Below are 23,588 nucleotides of genomic sequence, written 5' to 3'. Positions count from 1 at the left end.
ATAACGCCATATTACTAAAAACAGTGCTGCTCCATGAAATGACCCTGTCTTACGACGTAAACTCGCGCAGTGCGCGTTATTATTTTAAATAACCCGGTTAATCCCGAAACAATATAAAAACTTTCCTGCGTAATAAAAAGGTTGTTTTACGTAAAAGAGTAAGTGCGCGGTTTTGCACTGCTTTAACACCCCCTGTTTGCCATCCCTGTGTTTCACTGAGCAGCGGGACTCTGTCACCCGGTCAGCAGCGATGCGGGCGGGCGATCCCGGTGCCTGCGGCGAGAGCAATCGCGCCAGCTGGTGAAAAAAGCAGCAAAAATTTAATCCTCAGTGCGCTGGTAAGATATCCTTAGTGTTCAAATGTTGTCGTCAGGCCGCCGATCCCCGATAATAGGCCGCTTTCATTTTTATCAGGCGAAATAATGACCGATTACCTGCTTCTTTTTATTGGCACAGTGCTGGTGAACAACTTCGTTCTGGTGAAGTTTCTCGGCCTGTGTCCCTTTATGGGCGTTTCCAAAAAACTGGAAACGGCGATAGGCATGGGACTCGCCACCACCTTCGTGATTACCCTGGCTTCCATCTGCGCCTGGCTGGTTAATCATCTGATCCTGCTGCCGCTGGATCTGGTCTATCTGCGCACCATGGCCTATATACTGGTGATTGCGGTCGTGGTGCAGTTCACCGAGATGGTGGTACGCAAAACCAGCCCGGACCTCTATCGCCTGTTAGGGATCTTTCTGCCGCTGATCACCACCAACTGCGCCGTACTCGGCGTGCCGCTGCTCAGCGTTAACCTGAATCACACCTTTTTGCAGGCGGCGCTGTATGGTTTCAGTGCATCAATTGGTTTCTCACTGGTGATGGTGCTGTTTGCCGGTATTCGCGAGCGACTGGTGCTGGCCGACGTACCCGCCCCTTTTAAAGGCTCGTCAATTGCACTGGTCACCGCCGGTCTGATGGCGCTGGCCTTTATGGGCTTCAGCGGGCTGGTGAAATTCTGATGAGTGCAGTCTGGATTGCCATTGCGGTATTAAGTGCGCTGGGCCTGCTGTTTGGTGGCCTGTTGGGATATGCCTCACGTCGTTTCAAAGTTGAAGACGATCCGATTGTTGAACAAATTGACGCCATCCTGCCACAAAGCCAGTGTGGGCAGTGCGGCTACCCTGGCTGTCGTCCTTATGCTGACGCCGTGGGCAACAACGGAGAGATGATCAACAAATGTGCGCCGGGCGGAGAACAGACCATGCTTAAGCTGGCGGCGCTGCTGAACGTCGAACCGCAGCCCCTCGGTGATGAAGCCGCCCGCGAACCGGAGCGCAAAGTTGCGTGGATTGATGAAGCCAACTGCATTGGCTGCACCAAATGCATTCAGGCCTGCCCGGTTGACGCCATTGTCGGTGCCACCCGCGCCATGCATACGGTGCTCAGCGACGTCTGCACCGGCTGCGATTTATGCGTTGCCCCCTGCCCGACTGACTGCATTGAGATGCGGCCCGTCGCCACCACGACCGACAACTGGAAGTGGGACCTGCAAACCATCCCGGTAAGAGTCATCCCAGTGGAACACCATGCGTAATCTGTTCAGACGATTTAAAAAAGATCAATTATGGGATTTCGATGGCGGCATTCATCCGCCGGAGATGAAGACCCAGTCCAACGGCACCCCGCTGCGTCAGCTGCCGTTACCGACGCAGTTCATCATCCCGGTTAAGCAACATATCGGCCATGAAGGTGAACTGCTGGTCAGTCCCGGTGATAAAGTGCTGCGCGGCCAGCCGCTGACCTTTGGCCGTGGCCGGATGCTACCGGTGCATTCCCCGACCTCCGGCACGGTGTCGGCTGTCGCGCCGCACACCATCGCCCACCCGTCCGCCCTGGCGGAGCTCTGTGTTTTTATCACCCCGGACGGTGAGGACCGCTGGTGTGAACGTCATGGCGTGGCTGACTATCAGCAGCGGGAACGCAGTGAAATTATTAACATTATTCATCAGGCGGGCGTGGCCGGTCTGGGGGGCGCAGGTTTTCCCACCGCGACCAAGCTTAAAGGCGGCATTCGCGGGGTGAAGACCCTGATTATCAACGCCGCAGAATGTGAACCTTATATCACTGCCGATGACCGCCTGATGCAGGACTGCGCGGAGGAAGTACTGGAGGGCAGCCGTATCCTCGCCTGGCTTTTGCAGTCTGAGCGGGTACTGATTGGTATTGAAGACAATAAGCCGCAGGCCATCGCCGCGCTGAAAAAAGCGCTGGGCGCGGCAACCGACCTGCAAATCCGGGTGATCCCGACCAAATATCCTTCAGGCGGCGCCAAACAGCTGACCAAAATTCTCACCGGGCTGGAAGTGCCGCACGGTGGCCGTTCAACCGATATTGGCGTGCTGATGCAAAACGTCGGCACGGCGTATGCGGTAAAACGGGCGGTGATTGACGGTGAGGCGCTGACGGAGCGGGTGGTCACGCTGACCGGTGAGTCAGTGGGCCAGCCGGGCAACGTCTGGGGCAGAATTGGCACACCAATCGGCCATCTGCTGCGCTGCGCAGACTTTACCCCAGCCAGCAGTCAGATGGTGGTGATGGGCGGCCCGCTGATGGGCTTTACCCTGCCAACGCTGGATGTGCCGATGGTGAAGATCACCAACTGTATTCTGGCCCCTTCCGCCAGCGAAACGGGCGAACAGGAGAGCGAAAAATCCTGCATCCGTTGTAGTGCCTGTGCCGATGCCTGTCCGGCCGCCCTGCTGCCACAGCAACTTTACTGGTACAGCCGTGGAGGCGATCACGATAAGGCGCGGGAGCACAATATTGCCGACTGCATTGAATGCGGAGCCTGTGCCTGGGTCTGCCCCAGCAACATTCCGCTGGTGCAGTATTACCGTCAGGAGAAAGCAGAGCTTCGCGCTATCGACCTGGAAGCGGAACGCACCGTGCAGGCGAAGGCCCGTTTTGAAGCGCGCCAGCAGCGTCTTGAGCGGGAAAAACTGGCGCGGGAAAACCGTCATCAGCAGGCAAAACGTGCCGTCAGTCAGAATGACGGCGGTGAGATTGCCGCCGCGCTGGCGCGGGTAAAAGCGAAGCAGGCGCAGCAAACAGAGGACGCCAGCAGCGCGCCAGCGGAAGAAAGCGCCGCAACGCTGGCCCGCCATGCCCAGGCACGAGCACAGAGCGCGCTTCATCAGGCGGAAACAGAACCCGCTACCCGTCAGGCAGAGGATCCGCGCAAAGCAGCGGTAGAGGCGGCCATCGCCCGCGCCAAAGCGAAGAAAGCCGCACAGGACAGCGTATCGCCGCAGGAACAAACCGGGGTAACCGCTGCACCGTCGGCGACGCAAGCCGACGACAGCGCCGCGCCTGCCGATGACCCACGTAAAGCGGCGGTCGCCGCTGCCATCGCCCGTGTTAAAGCGCGTAAAGCGCAGCACTCTACGCAAGAGGATTAAATGGCTTTTCGTATCGCGAGTTCGCCCTATACCCACAATCAGCGCAGCACCAGTACGATTATGCTGCTGGTGCTGCTGGCCGCCATCCCTGGCATGGCCGCCCAGTGGTACTTTTTTGGCTGGGGCAACCTGATTCAGGTAGCGATTGCCGCCATCGCCGGTATGGCTGCCGAAGCATTGATCCTCAGACTGCGCAGGCTTCCGGTGAGCAAAACGCTGGGGGATAATTCCGCACTGCTTACCGCCCTGCTGCTCGGCATCAGCATTCCGCCGCTGGCACCCTGGTGGCTGGTGGTTATTGGCACGCTTTTCGCCGTGGTCATTTCCAAGCAGCTGTACGGCGGTCTGGGACAGAATCCGTTCAACCCGGCGATGGTCGGTTACGTGGTCTTGCTGATCTCCTTCCCGGTACAGATGACCAGCTGGCTGCCACCGGAGGCGCTCCAGGCGATCACCCCAGGCTTCACTGATTCACTGAGCGTCATTTTTCACGGTCATACGCCCAACGGACACACGATGCAGCAGTTGCAGATGGGCATTGACGGCGTCAGTCAGGCCACCCCGCTGGACACCTTCAAAACCGGTCTGCGCGCCGGTCACAGCGCCGAACAACTGCTCGCACAGCCCATTTACTCCGGCGTGATTGCCGGTGCCGGCTGGCAGTGGATCAATCTGGGTTATCTGGCTGGCGGCCTGTTTCTGCTGTTTACCCGCACCATTCGCTGGCACATCCCGCTGAGCTTTCTGCTGTCGCTGGCACTGTTCTCAACCCTGGGCTGGCTGCTGTCGCCCCATTCGCTGCTGTCGCCGGTGCTGCATCTGTTCTCCGGTGCCACCATGCTGGGGGCATTCTTTATCGCCACCGATCCGGTTACCGCGTCCACCACCAACAAAGGCCGACTGGTTTACGGCGTGCTGATTGGGCTGCTGGTGTGGCTGATCCGCAGCTACGGCGGCTATCCTGATGGCGTCGCCTTCGCCGTGCTGCTGGCCAACATTACCGTGCCGTTAATCGACTACTACACGCAGCCGCGCGTTTATGGCCATCGTAAGGAGAAGTGATGCTGGATGCGATTCGTAAAAATGGCGTGACGCTGGCGGTGTTCGCTGCCGTCACCACCGGCCTGACGGCGGTGATCAATGCGGTGACCAAACCCACCATTGAGCATCAGACAGCGGTGCAACAGAAAATCCTGCTGGACCAGGTGGTGCCGCCAGGAATGTACAACAACGCCATTCAGCAGGAGTGCTACCTTGTCAGCGATGCGGCACTGGGAAATGCCAGCCCTCACCGTCTGTATCTGGCGAGAAAAAATGACCAGCCGGTGGCCGTTGCCATTGAGACTACCGCGCCAGACGGCTATTCTGGCGCAATTCAGATGATTGTCGGCGCGGACTTCAGCGGCAAAGTGCTGGGGGTGCGCGTGGTTGAACATCACGAGACACCTGGCCTGGGCGACAAAATTGAGCTGCGTATTTCCGACTGGATCAACAGTTTTAATGGCGTACAGATCCACGGCAAAAACGATCCGCAATTTGCGGTCAAAAAAGATGGCGGCAACTTTGATCAGTTTACCGGTGCCACCATCACGCCTCGTGCGGTGGTGAATGCAGCGAAGCGCACCACGCTGTATGTTGAAACCTTGCCGCAGCGACTCAGCTCGCTGCCAACCTGTGGAGAAGACAATGAGTGAAGCTAAAACGCTGCTGATTGGCGGCCTGTGGAAGAACAACTCGGCGCTGGTGCAGCTGCTCGGCCTCTGCCCGCTGCTGGCGGTCACCTCCACCGCCACCAATGCGCTGGGACTGGGGCTGGCCACCACCATGGTACTGACCTGTACCAACAGCGCCATTTCCGCCTCGCGGCGCTGGGTGCCTGGCGATATCCGTATTCCGATTTACGTGATGATTATCGCGGCGGTGGTCAGCTGCGTGCAGATGCTGATCAATGCTTACGCTTACGGCCTCTACCAGTCGCTCGGCATTTTTATCCCGTTGATTGTCACCAACTGCATCGTGGTTGGACGGGCTGAAGCGGTAGCCTCACGCAGCAGCGTACCGCTGGCGGCGCTGGACGGCATGGCGATTGGCCTGGGTGCCACCAGCGTGATGGTGGTGCTGGGCTCCCTGCGGGAAATCATTGGCAATGGCACCGTTTTCAACGGAGCCGATCAACTGCTTGGTCCCTGGGCTAAAGCGCTGCGCATTCAGGTGGTGCATTTTGATTCACCCATGCTGCTGGCGATGCTGCCACCGGGCGCATTTATCGGACTGGGCATGCTGCTGGCGGCAAAATATCTGATTGATAACCGGATGAAAGCCCGCGCGGCCCGCAAGGCAGAACAGCAGGCGCAGCCTGATCTGGACGGGAAAGCAGGTGCGCTGTGAACAAGGATAAACGCCAGCAGATCCTGATCCGCCTGCGGGATAACAATCCTCATCCTACCACGGAATTACATTTCAGCACGCCGTTTGAACTGCTGATCGCCGTGCTGCTCTCCGCCCAGGCCACCGACGTCAGCGTCAACAAAGCCACCGCGAAGCTTTATCCGGTGGCGAATACCCCGGCGGCGATACTGGCGCTGGGGGTTGACGGGGTGAAAGAGTACATCAAGACCATCGGCCTGTTTAACAGCAAGGCGGAAAACGTGATTAAAACCTGTCGCATCCTGCTGGAGCAGCATCAGGGGGAAGTGCCGGAAAATCGCGAGGCGCTGGAGGCACTGCCCGGCGTCGGGCGCAAAACCGCTAATGTGGTGCTGAATACCGCGTTCGGCTGGCCAACCATCGCGGTGGACACCCATATTTTTCGCGTCAGCAATCGCACCGGCTTTGCGCCAGGCAAGAACGTTGAGCAGGTGGAGGAGAAACTGCTGAAGGTGGTGCCCGCGCCATTTAAAGTGGACTGCCATCACTGGCTGATCCTGCATGGCCGTTATACCTGCATCGCCCGTAAGCCGCGCTGTGGCTCCTGTCTGATAGAAGATTTATGCGAATACCGCGAGAAGGTGGAGTGAGCTTTTATCCCGGGCGGCCTTAGCCTGAAGTACGCTCCCCTTCTCGCGTCATTTTCCGGATGAAACGCCAGCACAACCTTATTAGTTATTGCCCGGCCATCCTGCAGCCAGCAGAAATAAACAACAGCCGCCTGTTTTCCAGGACGGTCAGAGCATCTGCCTGCGGGGCAGAATGACGTGAATAAGATCACTGGCTGATAATGCTTAAATCAAACGCTCTTCCGCAGCTGTAATACTGAGGAGTTTTGGCTGGTAATCGCCAGGCAGAAAATATTGATGATCGTTGGCGTTTTTGCTGACTACCGTCAACCTGGTAAGAGGGCTGTTGAAATCTGAAATAGTTTTTTTCTGCGCGGTTTGCGGCGTTCTGAGTAAAAGAGCATTCAGAAAGCGTTCATACTTATAAATCCTGTCCTTAATTTGAATTTCTTTTGTAATATCAGAACGTGCTTTATTGAAGTCAAGAAGTGCATTTTGGTGCTTAACTGAAATCACTTTCAGGGCAAACTCCATCTTTTTAGGGTCTTCTATTGCACGTTCGAACGCAGCACTGCTGCTATGGCAAATTGTTGCTTTGATAAAGGTGATAACTGACATAAGTGCTCCTCACTGACGTATTAATGGTCTGTTTCATCATGCAGGATTTTATTCTGATTCGGCTCAGCCGTTATCTGACGGAATTATGCTGAACATCAGATCCTGTTTCCTGTGATGATTTTTTGCTCCCTGCGACGTTTATATTGCTGACGTGATTGATCCACCATTCACTGTTGGTGTTTCGGCCGTTTTACACTTTTCGTTTTCTGACAAGCTCAGGAAATGCATGTACAACGCATTCAGATTCGGCCAGGCGGGGGTGATTTCACCGTTACTGGCGTATTCCCTTAATTACTATCTTTCTGTACAGGCTGCTCTTCTCAGGAAAGCCAGGGCTATTTATAACAGGGTTATCAGCAGAAATTCTTGCAAAAAACACGCAATTTCTGTTTAAACGGTAACGTCTGGCTGCTCTCTTCCGCTCACCGGCATTGCAGATTGTGGAACTGGCGCAATTTAATAAAATCCTGCTGCCTGCCCGCTGTCAGAGGGCCTTATCTGTCCGCCAGAAACACCGAAATTTCTGAGATGTACAATACTGACATCAGATAAAGCCTGTGCCCCGAAAAGATCTGCGGCCTGGGCCATGCTGTTGTCTGTAACTTAGTGAGGAAAAAACGATGAGTGAAAAATTTTCTGGCAGCTGTCACTGTCAGTCCGTGCGCTTTTCCGTGGTGTTATCCGATAGTTTTAATACTGTTCGCCGCTGTAACTGTTCCCTGTGCCGGATGCGCGGGGCGGTTGCCGTCTCCGCAGAACTTTCAGGACTTGAGATTGTAAGCGGGAGTGAATTCCTGACCGAATACCGTTTCAATACGCGGCAGGCTGCCCACTTTTTTTGCTCTCAGTGCGGGATTTACACCTTTCATCAACGCCGGTCAAATCCTCAGCAGTACGGCATTAATGTGGCCTGCCTCGAAGGCGTGTCACCCTTTGATTTTGCAACAGTCGAGGTGGTGGATGGGGTCAATCACCCTCGTGACGGCGGTGGCGGCGGCGTGGCGGGTATTCTTACTTATCAGCCCGTTAAAGACTGACCGCAGGGCATGCGCGGTGGGGTCCGTACGATAATCATCAGGTTGCCACAGCCTCATCGGTATCGGGTCAGTGACCACGCCAACAGGCGTGGTTTCTGACCACCAGACCATGCGGATTTATCCTTCTCCCCCATTGCCAATCTGCCAGATAAAGGTTGGCTGCCTGCCGTTTACCTCCCAGTCGCCGACGTTGCGGGCTTTGTAGACAACCGGATTGTGCGAGGCCAGCGTCCGGGCATTGCGCCAGTGACGATCCAGCGCCTTGCTGACGCGTGTATCCGACGCCCCCAGCGCATTGAACAGCTCGGTGGCGGCGCGCGGCACCAGGTCGCTGGCGATAACCTGCGCTTTTGCCGCCTCCAGCTCCGCGAGGATATTGGCCTGCTTTAACGCCTCTTCGCTGCCGCCACGCTGCCAGACCTCATAAGCCTGTTGCAGTGATTCTGTCGCCCGCTCTGCGCTGGCCTCCACCGCCCAGGCCCAGCTGGCTATCTGCCCGACCACCTGCAACACCTGGACGTCATTTTTCACCAGGCGGGCGTTACCATGACTGTAGATGCGTTTACGACTTTCCACCCCCTCTGCCACATCGCGCACGATGGCTCTGGCGATCCCCACCTGGCATGACAGCAACACATGCTGATAAAACGCCGTCTGATAACGGAAGCGTTCGCTGAAGTCATAGACGTGCTGCGGCTCGACGGCAGCGTGACGAAAACGGGTGGTGCCGCTGCCGGTCAGACGCTGGCCGAAACCATCCCAGTCATCTTCCCGTTCCACGGCAGACTGATGGGTGCTGACCAGCGCAATCACGTCGCGACCATTATCGGTACGCTGCGCATAGACATCGATCCAGTCAGCATAGAGTACGCCGGTGCTGTAAAATTTTTCGCCGTCCAGCCTCCAGCCCTGCTCTGCGGGGCTGACTCTGGTCAGCACCTCGCCCAGTTTGAGGTTGCCGGTTTCACTCCAGCCGCTGCCTACCAGCTCGCCGTCGCGAAAGCGGCTGAACCAGCGCCGCCGTTCATCGCTGTCCGGCTGATTAAGGCGATCTTCGACAAAGGCAAAGTGCGCCCGCAGTGCCTGCGGCAGGTTAGAATCCGCTGCCGCCAGCTCATTCAGCAGACGGAACAGCTGCGGCAACGATGCCCCCCATCCGCCCTCACTCTGCGGAATGCGCAGGGTGCCAAAACCGGCCTGTTTCAGCCAGTTGATCGGTTGATGAACCAGCTGACGATCGCGTTCACGGGCCAGCGCGCCTTCCGCGATGCGGGCAAAAACCGGACGAAAGTGTGAGGCCAGCGCAGTGTAATTTGCAGTGTGCTGTTCAGACATGGTGTTCTCCATTATCGGGTTGGTCATCGATATCCTGACGGGTGGGTTCAAAACGGATAATCAGCAGGAAAAAGATCGGGATGATCGCCGCCAGCGAGACAATCCAGAACATGTTGGTGCCAAACGACGCCTGCAATACCGGCAGAATAAACAGCGCCAGCGCGCTGCCGATGCCGGAAAGCGAGCGGCCAAAGCCCACCCCGGTGGCACGAATGTGGGTCGGATAAGCCAGCGTCGGATAGACCATCATCTGCGCACCGGGACCAAAGCCTTCGGCAAACAGCCACAGGCCGAGCATCAGTATCGCCAACAGCACCCCGGCGGCGGCCTGCGGGTGGCCGATCAGCGCCAGTGAAACCAGCGCGATAAATTGCAGGGCAAACCCGGCGATGGCGACATGGCGCGAAGGATATTTCCATGCCAGCCGCATCCCCAGCAGGCCGCCGGTAAAGGCGAACAGCACGTTCAGCCCCAGCGACGCCGCGATGGTTTCAAATACGCCCGCGCCAAGAAAGCGGGCCAGGATCGAGGGCAGAAAGAAGGCGATCGCGGTGTACTCAAATGAGATGCAGATGTTCATCACCGCAGTCACCAGCGTGCGTCCCCGCCACGGCTGGCGAAACAGCTCGCGGTAGCCAACCTTCGGCGGTTTTTTGTTAACCGGCGGCGCGGCTTCATGGGCGTGGATGCCGTAAGCGTCACGCAGAATACGCACCGCCCCGCGCAGGTCGCCCTGATTCGCCGCCCACAGCGGCGATTCATTCATAAATTTACGGCGTACGGCAATAATCAACAGCGCCGGGACGGCACCAAACAGCAGTGATGCCCGCCACAGCCAGCCCTGATGCGCTTCCGGTAACAGAAAAAACAGCGCAAAGATGATAAAGAAACAGGCCGATGAGGCGGCATACCACATCGGGCACCAGGCAGCGAGGCGCGCGGCTTTGTTGCCTTTGCCGGTGAACTTTGAGAACTCCGCAAGGTAGGCCATCGCCACCGGCAGATCGATCCCCACGCCGATACCCATCAGGAAACGTGCGCCAGTCAGCACCCAGACGTTAGGGGCCAGACCGGCGGCAATGGCGGAGACGACGAAAAACAGCATATCGGCCATAAATACCGTGTAGCGTCCGTACTTATCGGTCAGCCAGCCGCCCAGCAGGTTACCAATAATAGTGCCGATCATAATCGATGAGGTAACCAGACCGGTCAGGGCTGGCGTCAGCGCAAACTCTTTCACCACATCATCAATACCGTATGACAGCGTGGTGAGATCGTAAGCGTCCAGAAAGACCCCGCCCAGCGCCAGAAAAACGATAAAGCGGGCATAGCGGTGTGGGTTTTGTTGTGCGTTGATCAGTTTCGCCACGTCACTGACCGAACGAACCGGTGTTGAATGCGGCGGTGGCGTCGCCGTTATCCCCTCAAAATTAATGGTGCTCATCATATCCTCGTCTTTTTTTCAGCAGGTAACGAGGCAGTTATAGAGAGGTTTCGGGCGGCAGACAAACAACAATTACTGCTATAAAATTACATAAATTCAATAAGTTAAATAATTTTTTGCTCACCAACAGCCACACCGGAACAGCCACGGACTGTTCCGGTCAGAAGGGTGCCACGGTGCTGTCCACGGCAGATCAGACGGCGAGACGATCCCCCGCCGCCCAGTGCTGCTCACCGCTGAGCTGACGGTAGCGCGCAGCCGGATGCGGTGCCGCCAGCCGTGGCCCGCCGCCAGACAGTTTTTCGCGCAGAGTGCCCGGCTGGTACTGCCGTTTGAAGACGCCGCGCTGTTGCAGCTCCGGGATCAGCAGGTCAACCACGTCGCTGAAGGTTTCATGGCTGAGGGCATAGGCAAGGTTGAAGCCATCGACATCGGTTTCTTCTACCCAGCTCTGCAATTCATCAGCCACGGTTTGCGCACTGCCGACCAGCAACGGACCAAAGCCGCCAATGCCCACCCAGTCGGCCAGCGCCTGCACCGTCCACTGGCGGTTGGGGTCAGCGGTGGAGAAGGTTTCCACCGCCGACTGGATAGCGTTAGTGTGCAGATGCTTTAACACCTGGTCCGACTGATACTGAGCAAAATCAATGCCGGTCCAGCCTGATATCAGCGCCAGCGCGCCTTCGTAGCTGACATACTCTTTGTATTCCAGCCACTTTGCGCGGGCAGCCCGATCGCTTTCGCCGACAATCACCGTTTGCAGATTAAAGATCAGCACACTACGCGGATCACGGCCCGCTTCGGCAACGCGGCGACGGATATCGCTGACGGTTTTCTTCAGCAATATTTTTGACGGCGCGGCCACAAACACGCACTCGGCATGTTCGGCGGCAAACTGTTTACCCCGGCTCGATGCCCCGGCCTGATACAGCACCGGGGTACGCTGCGGTGACGGTTCGCAGAGATGAATACCCGGCACCTGAAAGAAAGTGCCCTGATGGTTGATGGGATGAATTTTATGCGGATCGCTGAAGATACGCCGCTCCCGGTCACGCAGCACCGCGCCCTCTTCCCAGCTGCCTTCCAGCAGCTTATAGACCACCTGCAAATATTCATCGGCATAGTCATAGCGCGCATCGTGATCGGTCTGCGTCTGGCCAATATTACGTGCGCCGCTCTCCAGGTAGGAGGTGACAATATTCCAGCCGACGCGGCCTCTGGTCAGGTGATCCAGCGTCGAGAGTCGCCGGGCGAACGGATAAGGATGCTCAAACGACAGCGAGGCGGTCAGGCCAAAGCCAAGATGCTCGGTGACCAGCGCCATCGGAGTGATCAGCGCCAGCGGATCGTTCACCGGCACCTGGGTGGCATGACGGATTGCCGCCTGATTGCTGCCATTCAGCACGTCGTAAACGCCCAGCACATCGGCAATAAACAGCCCGTCAAATTTCCCCCGCTCCAGCAAACGGGCGAGGTCGGTCCAGTAACTCAGATCCTTATATTGCCATGAGCGGTCGCGGGGATGCGCCCACAGTCCCGGTGACTGATGGCCGACGCAGTTCATCTCAAAGGCGTTGAGGCGGATTTCTCGTGATGACGACACAGGCACTCCTTAACGGCCAGCACGCAGCCTGACCATGATGAGGTTAATCAGAAGGAAAAGTTCAGTGGTTCAGTCAGGCAGGACATCGCGCTGACGCGGTGAGAAGCAATGGTTCCAGCAGCTGGCGGGCGAGCTGTTCGGCATGTTCCGCCACCTGTGGCAGTCCCATCAGCTCGCCAAAGCGGCCACGGGCCGCCGGCCCCACCACGTACAGATGCGGATTCGCCTGGCCAGTGGCGTTAAGGGTTTGCGAAAGCGCGCTGACATCGATACCGAGGCCGAGCGCATCGCGGCGGATGATGCCTGCGCCAGCCAGCTGGCTCAGCAGCGCGTCGCTGTCGATCAACCCGCTGTGGGCCGGGCCGGTGGTGACGATCAGCCGGTCAACGTGGTGGATCTCTTCTGCCCCCTGACGACGGTGCAGGGTGAGGCTGATGCTGCCGTTCTGGACGTCAACCTGTTGCAGGCGGGCCGCCAGCAGCTGCAACTGCCCGCTTTGTTGTCGCTGCTCCAGTACCGCGCTGACCTGCGGCGCAATGCGATAGCGGTGCGCATCCCACCAGGGACGAAGATGGCGCAGAAAGCGCTGCTGCTCTTGCAACGGCAAGCGCTGCCAGATCGACTGCGCATGGTGGCGGATTGCATCCAGCACCCGCTGCCAGGGCAGGTTAACCTTAGCGGCCTCGCGCACTTCCGCGCGCACACGTTGCAGCCAGCCTCGCGCGCTGTCACGCTGTGGACGCTGAAAATCGAGCGGCCAGTCAGCATATTCACCGCTCAGGTTAGCCCCCGGCAGACGTCCCCGACGGGAAAAGACCAGCACGTTGCCCCGGTGCCCCTGCCGCTGAAGGGATGCCACCATATCCGCCATGGTCAGACCGCTGCCGATAATCGCCACGCGGTCACCGGCGGCAATCCCGGCCAGCGCCCCGGGACGCCAGGGGTCAGCGATGACGGCAGGATGGTTGCGAAAGGCGCGCAGCGGTGGCGGCACGTCGGGCGGCGGATGACTGATGGCCAGCACCACCTGATCGGCCGTTAAGCGCGCTCCCCCGGCGGTATGCACCACGCCATCAACCAGCGCCACCGCGCGATCCTTCAGATGCTGAACCACCACGGCTGAATGGCGACGGGCGTCGTCCAGTTTCAGGGTCAGGTATGCGGCAAACTGGCGGCGCTGCGGCCAGACGCTGTCGTCGTGCCAGCGCGCCGCCGGATCGGCCTGATAAGCGGCGGAGGCGCGATACCAGCGATCGAAATCCCCTTCTTCCGCCGCAGAGAGCTGCATCCGGGCGGCAGGAACGTTAATGCGGTGTGCGGCATCGTCAGTGCTGTAAGCCACGCCCTGCGCCAGAGCATCACGCGGCTCAATCACCGTCACCCGCAGGCCCGCGCCGCCCCGTCGCGCCAGCTGAACAGCCAGCGCGGTGCCGCTGAAGCCGCCGCCAACGATGACGATATGCCGTTCACTCATGGCTCAGTTCCGGCTCGGTCTGCCGCTCCAGCTCGCGGACGCGCGGGATCACCTCGCGGCCAAAGAATTCCACCTCTTCCTGAAAATGCAGAAAGCCCAGCAGCAGCAGATCCACACCGGCCTGTTTCAGGGCGATGATCCGCTCTGCGATTTGCTGTGGGGTGCCAATCAGGTTGGTTTTAAAGCCGTCGTTGTACTGCACCAGATCCTCCAGCGTCGATTTTGCCCAGTTGCCTTCCCCTTCCGGCGACGCGCTGCCCGCATTTTTCGCTTCATGCTGAAAGCCGCGCACCGCCTCCGGGTCCGCCTGTTGCAGGATGTCGTTCAGCACCTGCTGCGCCTGTTGCTCCGTGTCGCGGGCGATAACGAAGCCGTTGACACCAATTTTCACCTGATGGCGATTCTGTGCCGCCTTACCACGGATATCCTCCACCTGCGCCCTCACCCCCTCGACGGTGTTGCCATTGGTGAAGTACCAGTCAGACACTCTTGCCGCCATATCCCGCGCCGCCCGCGAACTGCCGCCCTGGAAGATTTCCGGCAGCGGATCGAGCGGTCGGGGTTTCAGCACATAGTCCCGGTAGCGGTAGAAATCCCCGGCAAAGCTGAAACTCTCCTGCTGCCAGATGCCGCGCAGGCAGCGGATAAACTCTTCTGAACGCAGGTAACGCTCTTCATGATCCAGCCAGGGCTCGCCGATGGCTTTAAATTCGCCGCGAAACCAGCCGCTGACGATGTTCACCGCGATGCGGGCCTGGCTCAGATGGCTGATGGTGGCGATTTGTTTTGCCGCCAGCGTCGGATTCCACGGACCGGGCAGCAGCGCGGCTATCACCTTCAGTTTTTCTGTCGCCCCCAGCAGCGCCTGGGAAAAGCTGACCGATTCATGCTGATTGTCCGCGCCGTAACCGGCGGTAAAACGGATTTGCGTCAGGGCATATTCAAACCCTGCCCGCTCGGCAATCTGCGCCAGTTTACGGTTGTAGTCAAAGTCCCAGCTGGTGCGCTGGGGGATTTTGCTGATCACCAGCCCGCCGGACACATTCGGCACCCAGTAGGCAAATCTGATTGGTTGGTTGCTCATCAATGGCTCCTTACTCTGCTTTTACCGGACGGCGATCGCCGCCGATAGTTTCACCAAAGGGTCCGGTGTTGACCGTGCCAGGGCGCTTTTCGGCCCTGTCCGCCAGCGGCAACAGCGGCATAACCAGCGAGGCGAAACGGTGTGCCTCTTCCAGATGCGGATAGCCGGAGAAGATAAAGTTCTCAATGCCCAGCGCCTGATATTCCCGGATGCGCGCCGCCACCTGCTGCGGATTGCCCACCAGCGCCGTGCCCGCCCCGCCGCGTACCAGACCAACACCGGCCCACAGATTCGGCGCGATACGCAGATTGTCCCGCTGGCCGTTATGCAGCGCGCTCATTCGCGCCTGGCCTGCCGAATCCATCCGGGCAAAGATTTTCTGCGCGCTGGCGATGGTTTCATCATCAAGGTGGGAAATCAGTCGGTCTGCGGCGGCCCACGCCTCTTCTTCGGTTTCCCGCACAATCACATGCAGACGAATGCCATAGCTCAGCGTGTGCCCCTCTTCTCTGGCCCGCTGACGCACCCGGGCAATCTTTTCCGCCACCTGTTCAGGCGGCTCGCCCCAGGTGAGCCAGCTGTCAATCTGCTGCGCCGCCACCTCGGTTGCGGCGTCGGACGATCCACCAAAGTAGAGCGGCGGCCCGTTGTCCTGCACCGGCGGGAACAGCAGTTCCGCGCCCTCCACCCGGATGTGCTGACCGCTGTAGTCAACCTTTTCGCCTTTCAGCAGGCGGGAAAAGACCGTCAGAAATTCACGGGTCACCTGATAGCGTTCGGCATGGCTGAGGAAAATACCGTCACCCCGATTTTCCACCGGGTCGCCGCCGGTCACCACGTTGATCAGCAGCCGACCATTGGAGAGACGGTCGAGGGTGGCAGCCATACGCGCGGCGAGGCTGGGGGGTTGCAGGCCGGGACGCACCGCCACCAGATAGCGCAGTTTTTGCGTAATCGGTGCCAGTGCGGATGCCACCAGCCATGCATCCTCGCAGCTTTTGCCGGTGGGGATCAGCACGCCGTAATAGCCAAGGCTGTCAGCCGCCAGCGCCACCTGTTGCAGATAAGGCAGATCCACGGCACGTCCGCCTTCGGCGGTGCCAAGATAGTGTCCGTCACCGTGGGTCGGCAGAAACCAGAAGACGTTGATGGTGTCGCTGCGCTGGCTCATTATCGCTTTCCTATATAACGTTATCAGAAAAAATCACATTGATTGATTTCGTTTGGTTATATGTCACTAAGCAGGAAACATGCCAGCTGTGCCGTTTTTTTTAATGATTATTTATCAATGCGTTAGAATTCCACCCACCCCGGCGGAGTGTTGCAAATGCAACAGCTGGCGCACAGACCCTGCTGCATTTGCCACTTTTATCGGGCTGCGGCCCCTCGCCAGAATGGCGCGCTGGCGTTAGTGTGGCAGCTGGTTTCCTGCCCGGAGAAGGCGATGCACAACGACGGCCCTGAATTAAAAGATCCCGCCTCTGTCGCGTTGCAGGGCGTACTGAAAAGGCTGGCACCCACTGACGCCACGGTGCTGATTGTCGGTGAAACCGGCACCGGTAAAGAGGGGGTGGCGCGCTATCTGCATCACCACAGCCCGCGAAGTCAGAAGCCATTTCTGGCGGTCAACTGCGGTGCGCTGAGTGAAAGCCTGGCGGAGTCAGAACTGTTCGGTCACGAGAAAGGTGCCTTTACCGGCGCAGGGGAACGCCATCAGGGATGGTTTGAAGCGGCTGACGGCGGCACTTTGCTGCTGGATGAAATTGGCGAGCTTAGTCTGCCGCTTCAGGTAAAGCTGCTGCGGGTTCTCCAGGAACGTGAGGTGACGCGTGTTGGCTCTCACCGGCCGGTAAAAGTTGACGTGCGGGTGATTGCCGCCACCCACGTCGATCTTGCCACGGCCATTGCCCGACGCCGGTTTCGTGAAGATCTTTACTACCGGCTGAATGTGGCGGTGCTGACGCTGCCGCCGCTACGCCAGCGGCGTCAGGATATTCCGTTGCTGAGCCGCCATTTCCTGCAACACTATGCCGAACGACATCATCGCCCGCAGCCGGTACTCAGTGAAGAAGCGCAGGCCGCGCTGGTCAGTTATGACTGGCCGGGTAATATTCGTGAGCTGGAAAACACCCTGCATAATGCGGTGCTGCTGAGCAGCGAACCGCTGATTAAGGCCGGACAGTTGCAGTTTGGCTCACTCAATGCCACCTCGCCGGTGGCGGTGACGGCGGAACCGCTTGATGAATTTATTCGTCTGCAATTGCAGGACCAGCGCAGCCCGGTTTTTCAGCGGGTGCTCTCCTCACTGGTGCGTAACGCTTTTGAACTGACCGATGGCAATCAGATCCAGACCGCCGCGCTGCTGGGGATCAGTCGCAACACCCTGCGTACCCAGCTGGCGCACCTCGGCGTGATTAAGCCACGTACGGCGAGGGGCGGAAACGCCTCAACATCCCCCCGCTCCGCCGCCGTCAACCTCAGTCGCGAACTGCGGATTGGCTTTCAGAAGTTCGGCAACCTGGGCGTGCTGAAGGCCCGGCAGTCGCTGGAGAGCCAGTTTGCCGACAGCGGCGTTAACGTGTTGTGGAGTGAGTTTCCCGCCGGTCCCCAGTTGCTGCACGCGCTGAACAGCGGGGAGATTGATTTCGGCACCACCGGTGAGGTGCCGCCGCTGTTTGCCCAGGCGCAGAATCAGCCGCTGAGCTATGTGGCATGGGAACCGGCTGCGCCGCAGAGCGTGGCGCTGGTGGTCACCGCCGACAGTCCCGTTCACTCGCTGGCCTGCCTGCGCGGCAGGCGAATTGCGGTTAACCGGGGATCGAATGTGCACTATCTGCTGTTGCAACTGCTGGATGAAGCCGGGCTGACGCTGAATGATATCCATGTGGTTTACGCCCCGCCGAAATATCCGCTGACGCCGGGCGATTGTCGTGCGGTGGATGCCTGGATGATGTGGGATCCGCTGCTGAGTGCCGCTGAACAGAGTGGCCAGTTCAGGGTAATTGCCAACGGCGTGGAGCGGGTCAACAACCATCAGTTTTATCTCGCCCATCGCGATTTTGTCCGTCACAGCGGTGATTTATTGTCGGCAGTGATGTCGGCGCTGGAACAGACCGGACGTTATATCGACAATCACCGGGCTGAGGCCGCCGCGCTGCTGGCAACCGAGCTGGGCCTGGCGAGCCGTTCATTGTCGCTTGCGCTGTCGCGTCGCAGCCATCAGACCCGACCGGTTGATCGACAGATAATTCGTCAGCAGCAGGTGATTGCCGATCGTTTCTATGCGCTGGGTCTGCTACCCCGCGCGATCCGGGTGGGTGACGCCGTCTGGCAGGCGGAGCTGAAGAGCGAGAGTTGAGCGGGAACTGCACCTGCTTTTGCCGCACAATGCGGCGATTTACTGCACAGCCTCGCATCACTGCTCACCCGCCGTTTCACAATTGCTCATCATTTTAAGATGAACCTGAACCTTTTCCCCCTGTCACACAATGACTCGCAACATTAAAATAGGGTTTCCTGACTGTTAAGGAGAATGAGGCATAATGATTTATCGTTTTACACTGGCGGCCCTGACGGCAGCTATCACGCTGACTGGCTGTGCGAAACACAGTGCAGAGGATACCGCAGAGCAGGATTACGCCACCGGCCCTTCGCAGGTGACCGTCTCTCATGTGGTCAGCCGCACGGATGATGGCTCGTCGATTATTGTTACCGTTGATGGCAAAGATGCCGGCCCGCTGGTGCGGGGAGAAACCACGGATTTACATATGTTGCCCGGTAAGCATAAGGTGGGAGGCTACGTCTCGACGCTGTATGGCTATGGACGGGTGACGATTCAACCGGTGGAAATCGCCGCCGTGCCGGATAAGGTCAAACACATCACCTATTCGGTGCTGAAGAACAAGCCGACCTTTACAGAAACTGCCGCTACCCCGGTGCCACGCCCGGTGAAGAAAGCCGCCGCTCCTGCGCCAGCCGACAGCAGTAAAGCCCCTGCCGCGACCAGCGAGACAACCCCCTCGTCCACCACTACCGCATCCGCTTCGACGGGCACGGCAACACCTTCAGCCAGCAGCAGCACAACCACGGCAAATGCCAGTACCGGCACCAGCACTTCTGCGACAAATACCAGCAGCGGAACCGCTACCAATTCCGACGCCAGCACGACGGCCGCGAAAACCACTAGCGGCACTGCCGCCAGCACTGACAGCAGTTCTTCTGCGACAAATACCACCAGCGGAACCGCCACTACCACCGACAGCACTACCTCTGCCACCGGCAACTGAATTATGTGCTAATGACCCCATTTGCCCTTTCACTGCGGGTAAAATGGGGCTGTAGCCCCAAAATCAGCCACTCCGGCACGTTTGTGCCGGAGTGTTGAGGCTCAAACCGGTTCAGCCGCGCCTTCACGCTGATGCTGATAGTAGTCCGCCGTGGAGGCGACCAGCGGGGTACGACCACGGATCAGGTCGGCCATCTTTTCAGCAATCATTACCGTTGGCGCATTTAGGTTGCCGGTGGTGATTTGCGGCATGATGGAGGCATCCACCACGCGCAGGCGCTCCATGCCGTGAACACGCCCTTGTGCATCCACCACCGCCATCTCATCGTTGCCCATCGCGCAGCTGCCGCAGGGATGGTATGCCGTTTCGGCATGTTCACGGATGAAGGCATCTATCTGTTCATCGCTCTGCACCGCCGCACCGGGCTGAATTTCCTCACCGCAATATTCCGCCAGCGCAGGCTGCTTCATGATCTCGCGCGTCAGTCGCACCGCGCTGCGGAACTCCTCCCAGTCGCGCTGCTCCGACATATAGTTGAAGAAGATCGACGGTGCCGCATACGGGTGTTTTGAGGTCAGTTTTACCCGTCCCCGGCTGCGTGAACGCATCGGTCCTACGTGCGCCTGGAAACCATGCTCTTTTACCGGGCTGCTGCCGTTGTAGTTAATCGCCACCGGCAGGAAGTGATACTGCAAATCCGGCCAGTCTGGCTGGTCATCGCTGCGGATAAAGCCGCCGGCTTCAAACTGGTTGCTGGCCCCAATACCGGTGCCGTTAAACAGCCATTCAGCGCCGATTGCTGGCTGATTCCACCAGTGAAGCGAGGGATAGAGGCTGACCGGCTTTTTGCAGCGGAACTGCATGTAGACTTCCAGGTGATCCTGTAAGTTACGGCCTACCCCCGGGAGTGCATGGACCACGTCAATATCCAGCTCGCGCAGCCACTCTTCCGGGCCAACCCCTGAACGTTGCAAAATCTGCGGCGAGGCGATTGCACCGGCACAGAGCAGCACTTCGCGGTTTGCCTCTGCCTGCTGCTGTTTTCCCTCTTTTAACCAGCACACGCCGGTGGCGGTTTTGCCACTGAACAGAATGCGGTCAGTCTGCGCATGGGTGATGATGGTCAGGTTTGGCCGCTGTTTTGCCACGTCCAGGTAACCTCTGGCGGTGCTGGACCGACGTCCCTGTGCGGTGACGGTGCGGTCCATCGGACCAAAACCATCCTGACGGTAGCCGTTCAGGTCGTCCGTTTCATGGTGCCCGGCCTGCTTCGCCGCGTCGATGAAAGCACGGAACAGCGGATTGTTGCCCGCTTTTGGCGTGGTCACGCTGAGATAGCCTTCGCCACCGTGATAGTCGTTCTCACCGATGTCGCGCTTCTCTGCCTTGCGGAAATAGGGCAGGCAGTTGAGGTAAGACCAGTTTTCCAGTCCCGCTTTCTTTGCCCAGTTGTCGTAATCCATCGCGTTGCCACGGATGTAGCACATACCGTTAATCAGTGAAGATCCGCCCAGCCCTTTGCCGCGCCCGCACTCCATCCGGCGGTTGTTCATTTTCGGCTCAGGGTCGGTTTCAAAAGCCCAGTTGTAACGTTTGCCCTGAAGGGGATACGCCAAAGCGGCTGGCATCTGGGTACGGAAGTCCCAGCGGTGGTCTTTTCCGCCTGCTTCCAGTAACAGTACCGATACGTCAGCATCCTCAGTCAGTCGCGTAGCCAGCACGTTGCCAGCTGAGCCGGCACCAATAATGATGTAGTCAAATTTCTGCATTAAACCTCCGTTATGCCGCGCACCCGGTGTCGCGGCAACAGACTGAATAAATTCGGGATATCAGCGAATCAGAATGCTGATGGATAGTCGCCCATTTCGATCAGAATCGATTTGGTGCGGGTATAGTGATGCAGCGTCTCGGTGCCGTTTTCGCGGCCCAGGCCAGACTGCTTGTAACCGCCGACCGGCATCGGCGCGGGCGATTCACCCCAGCTGTTAACCCAGCAGATCCCGGCTTCAAGCTGGTGGATAACCCGGTGTGCGCGGTTCAGTGAGGTGGTAAACACCCCGGCCGCCAGCCCATATTCGGTGTTGTTGGCACGCTCAATCACTTCCTGCTCGTCGTCAAACGCCAGCACGCTCATCACCGGGCCAAAGATCTCTTCTTTGACGATTCGCATCTCATCGTGACAGTCGCTGAACACCGTCGGGGCGACATAGCACCCTTTAGCCAGTGCGCCTTCTGTCAGACGCTGGCCGCCGGTCAGCAGGGTGGCACCCTCTTCTTTACCGATGTTGAGGTAAGACACCACTTTCTGGCAGTGCTCCTCGCTGACCAGCGGCCCGAAATTAACGTCAGGGTCACGCGGGTCACCGCAGCGTATCCCGGCCATTTTTTCCAGCAGACGCTGTTCAAAGGCGGCTTTCAGCGAACGCTGAACAAATACCCGGGTGCCATTGGTACAGACCTGACCACTGCTGTAAAAGTTAGCCATCATTGCAGCGTCAACTGCACGCTCCAGATCGGCATCGTCGAAGACGATCAGCGGTGACTTACCCCCCAGCTCCATGGTGACCGATTTCAGGTTAGCCAGCGCGGCATCAGCCATTACCCGTTTGCCGGTATTCACCTCGCCGGTAAAGGAGACTTTGGCAATCGCCGGGTGCTGGCTCAGCCCCTGCCCCACAGCACCAGCCCCCTGCACCACGTTGAACACGCCATCCGGCAGCCCCGCCTCGGTGAAAATTTTCGCCAGTTCCAGCGCGCTAAGCGGCGTGACTTCACTGGGCTTGAATATCATCGCGTTGCCGGTCGCCAGCGCCGGCGCACTTTTCCACAGGGCTATCTGAATGGGATAGTTCCACGCGCCGATACCAGCACAGACGCCCAGTGGTTCACGGCGGGTGTAGACCAGCGCGCTGTCACGCAGCGGGATGCTGTCGCCCTGCACGGCAACCGCCAGCCCGGCATAGTACTCCAGCACGTCAGCCCCGGTGACGATATCCACCGCCGCAGTTTCACTGATGGGTTTACCGGTATCAGCGGTTTCCAGTTCCGCCAGCTGCTGATTGCGCTCGCGCAAAATGGCCACGGCCTTCAGCAGTACGCGACTGCGCTCCACCGGGGTGTAGCTGCGCCAGATCCGTTGTCCGGCTACCGCAGAGGCGACGGCACGATCGATATCCTGCTGATTTGCAGCGGTGATTTCAGCCAGCACTTCCCCGTTTGCCGGGTTGATGGTGGTAAAGGTTTCACCCTGACCGGCTTCTTCCCGACCATTGATGTAAAGTCCACGGCGTTGCATGTCTGCCATGCTTCCTCCTCAGGTTTCAGGCGTTGCGGCTGCCAGCCACAACGAGAGATGTTGATAACAAAGTCTGCGGGCCGCATTCAGCCCCTGCTGCATCGGCTGAGGTGCCAGCGTCATGCGCAGCCACAGTCCGTCAATCAGCGCCGCCATCGCGGCTCCCGCATCCCGTGCCTGCGAATGCGGCAGGCTGCGGGCAAACTGTGCCACCAGATTGGAGTAGAGGCGGCGGTCGTTAATGCGTTGCAGACGCTGTAATGCCGGCTGATGCAGGCTGCTGGTCCAGAAAGCCAGCCAGGTTTTCAGTACCGGTCTGGCAATCTGGGATGCATCAAAGTTGCCGTCGATAATGGCGCGGATGCGGGCCTCCGGCTCATCTGCCGCCTGCTGCCGAAATCGCCCTACCGCCTGATATAAATCGGCAAGGATCTGGCGCATACAGGCATCCAGCAGACCGTTCTTATCGCCAAAATAGTGGCTGACAATCCCGGTGGAAACGCCCGCTTCTTTAGCAATCAGCGCCAGGCTGGCATCCGCCAGCCCAACGCGATCGATCACCGTCAGCGTCGCGTCAATCAGCTGCGCCTGACGGATGGCTTTCATTCCAACTTTTGGCATCACTCGATCACTTTTAACGTTTCGATAACCAAAACTATAACGCATTTTATATTGAACGTTCAATTAATAATAAATGTTGCATGTTTTGAGGGGTTATTTTCCGAGGCGTAATATGTTGGCTTTTTGTGATCTGTATCAGTATGCGTGTTAAGTGATGCTTTACCATTTCCGAAAGCAGCAGAAAACACCTGTGTCGATGAAGTGATAATTTCCTGCTTTCATTAAAAACAGATAATTATCAATATATTAAACAAATAACATCAGGTTAAAACCGGAAACAGGGCCATTTATAGCCGCCAGATAATTCAGACGCATTTTGCGGTTTTTTATATGATGTTAACAATTGATACCA

General features: G+C 58.2%; 20 protein-coding genes. 10 read left to right on the top strand and 10 right to left on the bottom strand.

Translation table 11 applies throughout. From position 1 onward, the window contains the following. Positions 1–422: 422 nt before the first annotated feature. From rsxA to nth, 7 genes are read left to right on the top strand one after another with little or no spacing between them, the layout of a single operon-like run. Positions 423–1,004 (top strand): electron transport complex subunit RsxA, encoded by a 582-nt coding sequence (rsxA, locus tag BG55_RS07980; RefSeq protein ID WP_034914646.1) that lies wholly within the window; start codon positions 423–425, stop codon positions 1,002–1,004. Beyond that, on the top strand, positions 1,004–1,579 hold the full coding sequence (gene rsxB / locus BG55_RS07975) for an electron transport complex subunit RsxB (RefSeq protein WP_034936264.1): 576 nt from the start codon (positions 1,004–1,006) through the stop codon (positions 1,577–1,579). The genes rsxA and rsxB overlap by 1 nt, the downstream gene beginning before the upstream one ends. Further along, positions 1,572–3,443: an electron transport complex subunit RsxC gene (gene rsxC / locus BG55_RS07970; RefSeq protein WP_034936263.1), complete on the top strand. Its 1,872-nt coding sequence runs from the start codon at positions 1,572–1,574 to the stop codon at positions 3,441–3,443. The genes rsxB and rsxC overlap by 8 nt, the downstream gene beginning before the upstream one ends. Continuing rightward, complete coding sequence (rsxD, locus tag BG55_RS07965) at positions 3,444–4,505, top strand: electron transport complex subunit RsxD (RefSeq protein ID WP_034936261.1); 1,062 nt, start codon at positions 3,444–3,446, stop codon at positions 4,503–4,505. It abuts the gene before it with no gap. Beyond that, positions 4,505–5,137, top strand: coding sequence for an electron transport complex subunit RsxG (gene rsxG / locus BG55_RS07960; protein ID WP_034936260.1), 633 nt, complete (start codon positions 4,505–4,507; stop codon positions 5,135–5,137). Before rsxD ends, rsxG begins: the two co-directional genes overlap by 1 nt. Beyond that, a complete protein-coding gene (locus BG55_RS07955) occupies positions 5,130–5,831 on the top strand; it encodes an electron transport complex subunit E (RefSeq protein ID WP_034936257.1) in 702 nt (233 codons plus the stop codon). Before rsxG ends, BG55_RS07955 begins: the two co-directional genes overlap by 8 nt. Continuing rightward, complete coding sequence (gene nth / locus BG55_RS07950; RefSeq protein WP_034936254.1) at positions 5,828–6,460, top strand: endonuclease III; 633 nt, start codon at positions 5,828–5,830, stop codon at positions 6,458–6,460. The genes BG55_RS07955 and nth overlap by 4 nt, the downstream gene beginning before the upstream one ends. Positions 6,461–6,664: 204 nt before the next feature. On the opposite strand, the gene BG55_RS07945 is transcribed toward nth, so the two are convergent. Then, positions 6,665–7,057 (bottom strand): hypothetical protein, encoded by a 393-nt coding sequence (locus BG55_RS07945; RefSeq protein ID WP_034936251.1) that lies wholly within the window; start codon positions 7,055–7,057, stop codon positions 6,665–6,667. 620 nt (positions 7,058–7,677) lie between these two features. Between BG55_RS07945 and BG55_RS07940 the strand changes: the two genes are divergently transcribed. Beyond that, positions 7,678–8,094 (top strand): GFA family protein, encoded by a 417-nt coding sequence (locus BG55_RS07940; RefSeq protein ID WP_034936249.1) that lies wholly within the window; start codon positions 7,678–7,680, stop codon positions 8,092–8,094. Between the two features lie 117 nt (positions 8,095–8,211). Here BG55_RS07940 and BG55_RS07935 read toward each other — a convergent pair whose 3' ends face one another. The 6 genes from BG55_RS07935 to ssuD form a co-directional block, all read right to left on the bottom strand. Further along, positions 8,212–9,456 carry an acyl-CoA dehydrogenase family protein gene (locus tag BG55_RS07935; protein ID WP_420889610.1) on the bottom strand — a complete coding sequence of 415 codons (1,245 nt, stop codon included), beginning with the start codon at positions 9,454–9,456 and terminating at the stop codon, positions 8,212–8,214. Then, positions 9,422–10,873, bottom strand: coding sequence for an MFS transporter (locus BG55_RS07930; protein WP_034936244.1), 1,452 nt, complete (start codon positions 10,871–10,873; stop codon positions 9,422–9,424). The genes BG55_RS07935 and BG55_RS07930 overlap by 35 nt, the downstream gene beginning before the upstream one ends. 193 nt (positions 10,874–11,066) lie before the next feature. Continuing rightward, a complete protein-coding gene (locus BG55_RS07925) occupies positions 11,067–12,476 on the bottom strand; it encodes an LLM class flavin-dependent oxidoreductase (RefSeq protein WP_034936242.1) in 1,410 nt (469 codons plus the stop codon). A gap of 73 nt (positions 12,477–12,549) precedes the next feature. Further along, a complete protein-coding gene (locus BG55_RS07920) occupies positions 12,550–13,950 on the bottom strand; it encodes an FAD/NAD(P)-binding protein (RefSeq protein WP_034936240.1) in 1,401 nt (466 codons plus the stop codon). Further along, entirely contained in the window at positions 13,943–15,034 is a 1,092-nt protein-coding gene (gene sfnG / locus BG55_RS07915; protein WP_034936237.1) for a dimethylsulfone monooxygenase SfnG, read from the bottom strand. The genes BG55_RS07920 and sfnG overlap by 8 nt, the downstream gene beginning before the upstream one ends. Before the next feature lie 10 nt (positions 15,035–15,044). Next, positions 15,045–16,205, bottom strand: a complete 1,161-nt coding sequence (gene ssuD / locus BG55_RS07910; protein WP_034936235.1) for an FMNH2-dependent alkanesulfonate monooxygenase — start codon at positions 16,203–16,205, stop codon at positions 15,045–15,047. 273 nt (positions 16,206–16,478) lie between these two features. Between ssuD and BG55_RS07905 the strand changes: the two genes are divergently transcribed. Next, positions 16,479–18,392: an aliphatic sulfonate ABC transporter substrate-binding protein gene (locus tag BG55_RS07905; RefSeq protein WP_034936322.1), complete on the top strand. Its 1,914-nt coding sequence runs from the start codon at positions 16,479–16,481 to the stop codon at positions 18,390–18,392. 184 nt (positions 18,393–18,576) lie between these two features. After that, positions 18,577–19,320: a hypothetical protein gene (locus BG55_RS23445; RefSeq protein WP_071994995.1), complete on the top strand. Its 744-nt coding sequence runs from the start codon at positions 18,577–18,579 to the stop codon at positions 19,318–19,320. Positions 19,321–19,421: 101 nt separating this feature from the next. On the opposite strand, the gene betA is transcribed toward BG55_RS23445, so the two are convergent. The 3 genes from betA to betI all read right to left on the bottom strand — a co-directional run bounded on the left by betA (position 19,422) and on the right by betI (position 23,236). Then, positions 19,422–21,089 (bottom strand): choline dehydrogenase, encoded by a 1,668-nt coding sequence (betA, locus tag BG55_RS07895; RefSeq protein WP_034936234.1) that lies wholly within the window; start codon positions 21,087–21,089, stop codon positions 19,422–19,424. A gap of 68 nt (positions 21,090–21,157) precedes the next feature. Continuing rightward, on the bottom strand, positions 21,158–22,615 hold the full coding sequence (gene betB, locus BG55_RS07890; protein ID WP_034936319.1) for a betaine-aldehyde dehydrogenase: 1,458 nt from the start codon (positions 22,613–22,615) through the stop codon (positions 21,158–21,160). A gap of 18 nt (positions 22,616–22,633) precedes the next feature. Beyond that, positions 22,634–23,236, bottom strand: a complete 603-nt coding sequence (betI, locus tag BG55_RS07885) for a transcriptional regulator BetI (RefSeq protein ID WP_034936316.1) — start codon at positions 23,234–23,236, stop codon at positions 22,634–22,636. Positions 23,237–23,588 lie beyond the last annotated feature (352 nt).

The sequence above is a fragment of the Erwinia mallotivora genome (genome assembly GCF_000590885.1).
Lineage (GTDB): Bacteria > Pseudomonadota > Gammaproteobacteria > Enterobacterales > Enterobacteriaceae > Erwinia > Erwinia mallotivora.
This window is presented reverse-complemented; position numbering and strand designations above follow the sequence as displayed.

Excerpts from the sequence above, each read along its gene's own strand:
- rsxA (WP_034914646.1), top strand. The coding sequence starts at position 423 with ATGACCGATTACCTGCTTCTTTTTATTGGCACAGTGCTGGTGAACAAC.
- rsxB (WP_034936264.1), top strand. The coding sequence starts at position 1,004 with ATGAGTGCAGTCTGGATTGCCATTGCGGTATTAAGTGCGCTGGGCCTG.
- rsxC (WP_034936263.1), top strand. The coding sequence starts at position 1,572 with ATGCGTAATCTGTTCAGACGATTTAAAAAAGATCAATTATGGGATTTC.
- rsxD (WP_034936261.1), top strand. The coding sequence starts at position 3,444 with ATGGCTTTTCGTATCGCGAGTTCGCCCTATACCCACAATCAGCGCAGC.
- rsxG (WP_034936260.1), top strand. The coding sequence starts at position 4,505 with ATGCTGGATGCGATTCGTAAAAATGGCGTGACGCTGGCGGTGTTCGCT.
- BG55_RS07955 (WP_034936257.1), top strand. The coding sequence starts at position 5,130 with ATGAGTGAAGCTAAAACGCTGCTGATTGGCGGCCTGTGGAAGAACAAC.
- BG55_RS07945 (WP_034936251.1), bottom strand. The coding sequence starts at position 7,057 with ATGTCAGTTATCACCTTTATCAAAGCAACAATTTGCCATAGCAGCAGT.
- BG55_RS07940 (WP_034936249.1), top strand. The coding sequence starts at position 7,678 with ATGAGTGAAAAATTTTCTGGCAGCTGTCACTGTCAGTCCGTGCGCTTT.
- BG55_RS07935 (WP_420889610.1), bottom strand. The coding sequence starts at position 9,456 with ATGACCAACCCGATAATGGAGAACACCATGTCTGAACAGCACACTGCA.
- BG55_RS07930 (WP_034936244.1), bottom strand. The coding sequence starts at position 10,873 with ATGAGCACCATTAATTTTGAGGGGATAACGGCGACGCCACCGCCGCAT.
- BG55_RS07920 (WP_034936240.1), bottom strand. The coding sequence starts at position 13,950 with ATGAGTGAACGGCATATCGTCATCGTTGGCGGCGGCTTCAGCGGCACC.
- sfnG (WP_034936237.1), bottom strand. The coding sequence starts at position 15,034 with ATGAGCAACCAACCAATCAGATTTGCCTACTGGGTGCCGAATGTGTCC.
- ssuD (WP_034936235.1), bottom strand. The coding sequence starts at position 16,205 with ATGAGCCAGCGCAGCGACACCATCAACGTCTTCTGGTTTCTGCCGACC.
- BG55_RS07905 (WP_034936322.1), top strand. The coding sequence starts at position 16,479 with ATGCACAACGACGGCCCTGAATTAAAAGATCCCGCCTCTGTCGCGTTG.
- BG55_RS23445 (WP_071994995.1), top strand. The coding sequence starts at position 18,577 with ATGATTTATCGTTTTACACTGGCGGCCCTGACGGCAGCTATCACGCTG.
- betA (WP_034936234.1), bottom strand. The coding sequence starts at position 21,089 with ATGCAGAAATTTGACTACATCATTATTGGTGCCGGCTCAGCTGGCAAC.
- betB (WP_034936319.1), bottom strand. The coding sequence starts at position 22,615 with ATGCAACGCCGTGGACTTTACATCAATGGTCGGGAAGAAGCCGGTCAG.
- betI (WP_034936316.1), bottom strand. The coding sequence starts at position 23,236 with ATGCCAAAAGTTGGAATGAAAGCCATCCGTCAGGCGCAGCTGATTGAC.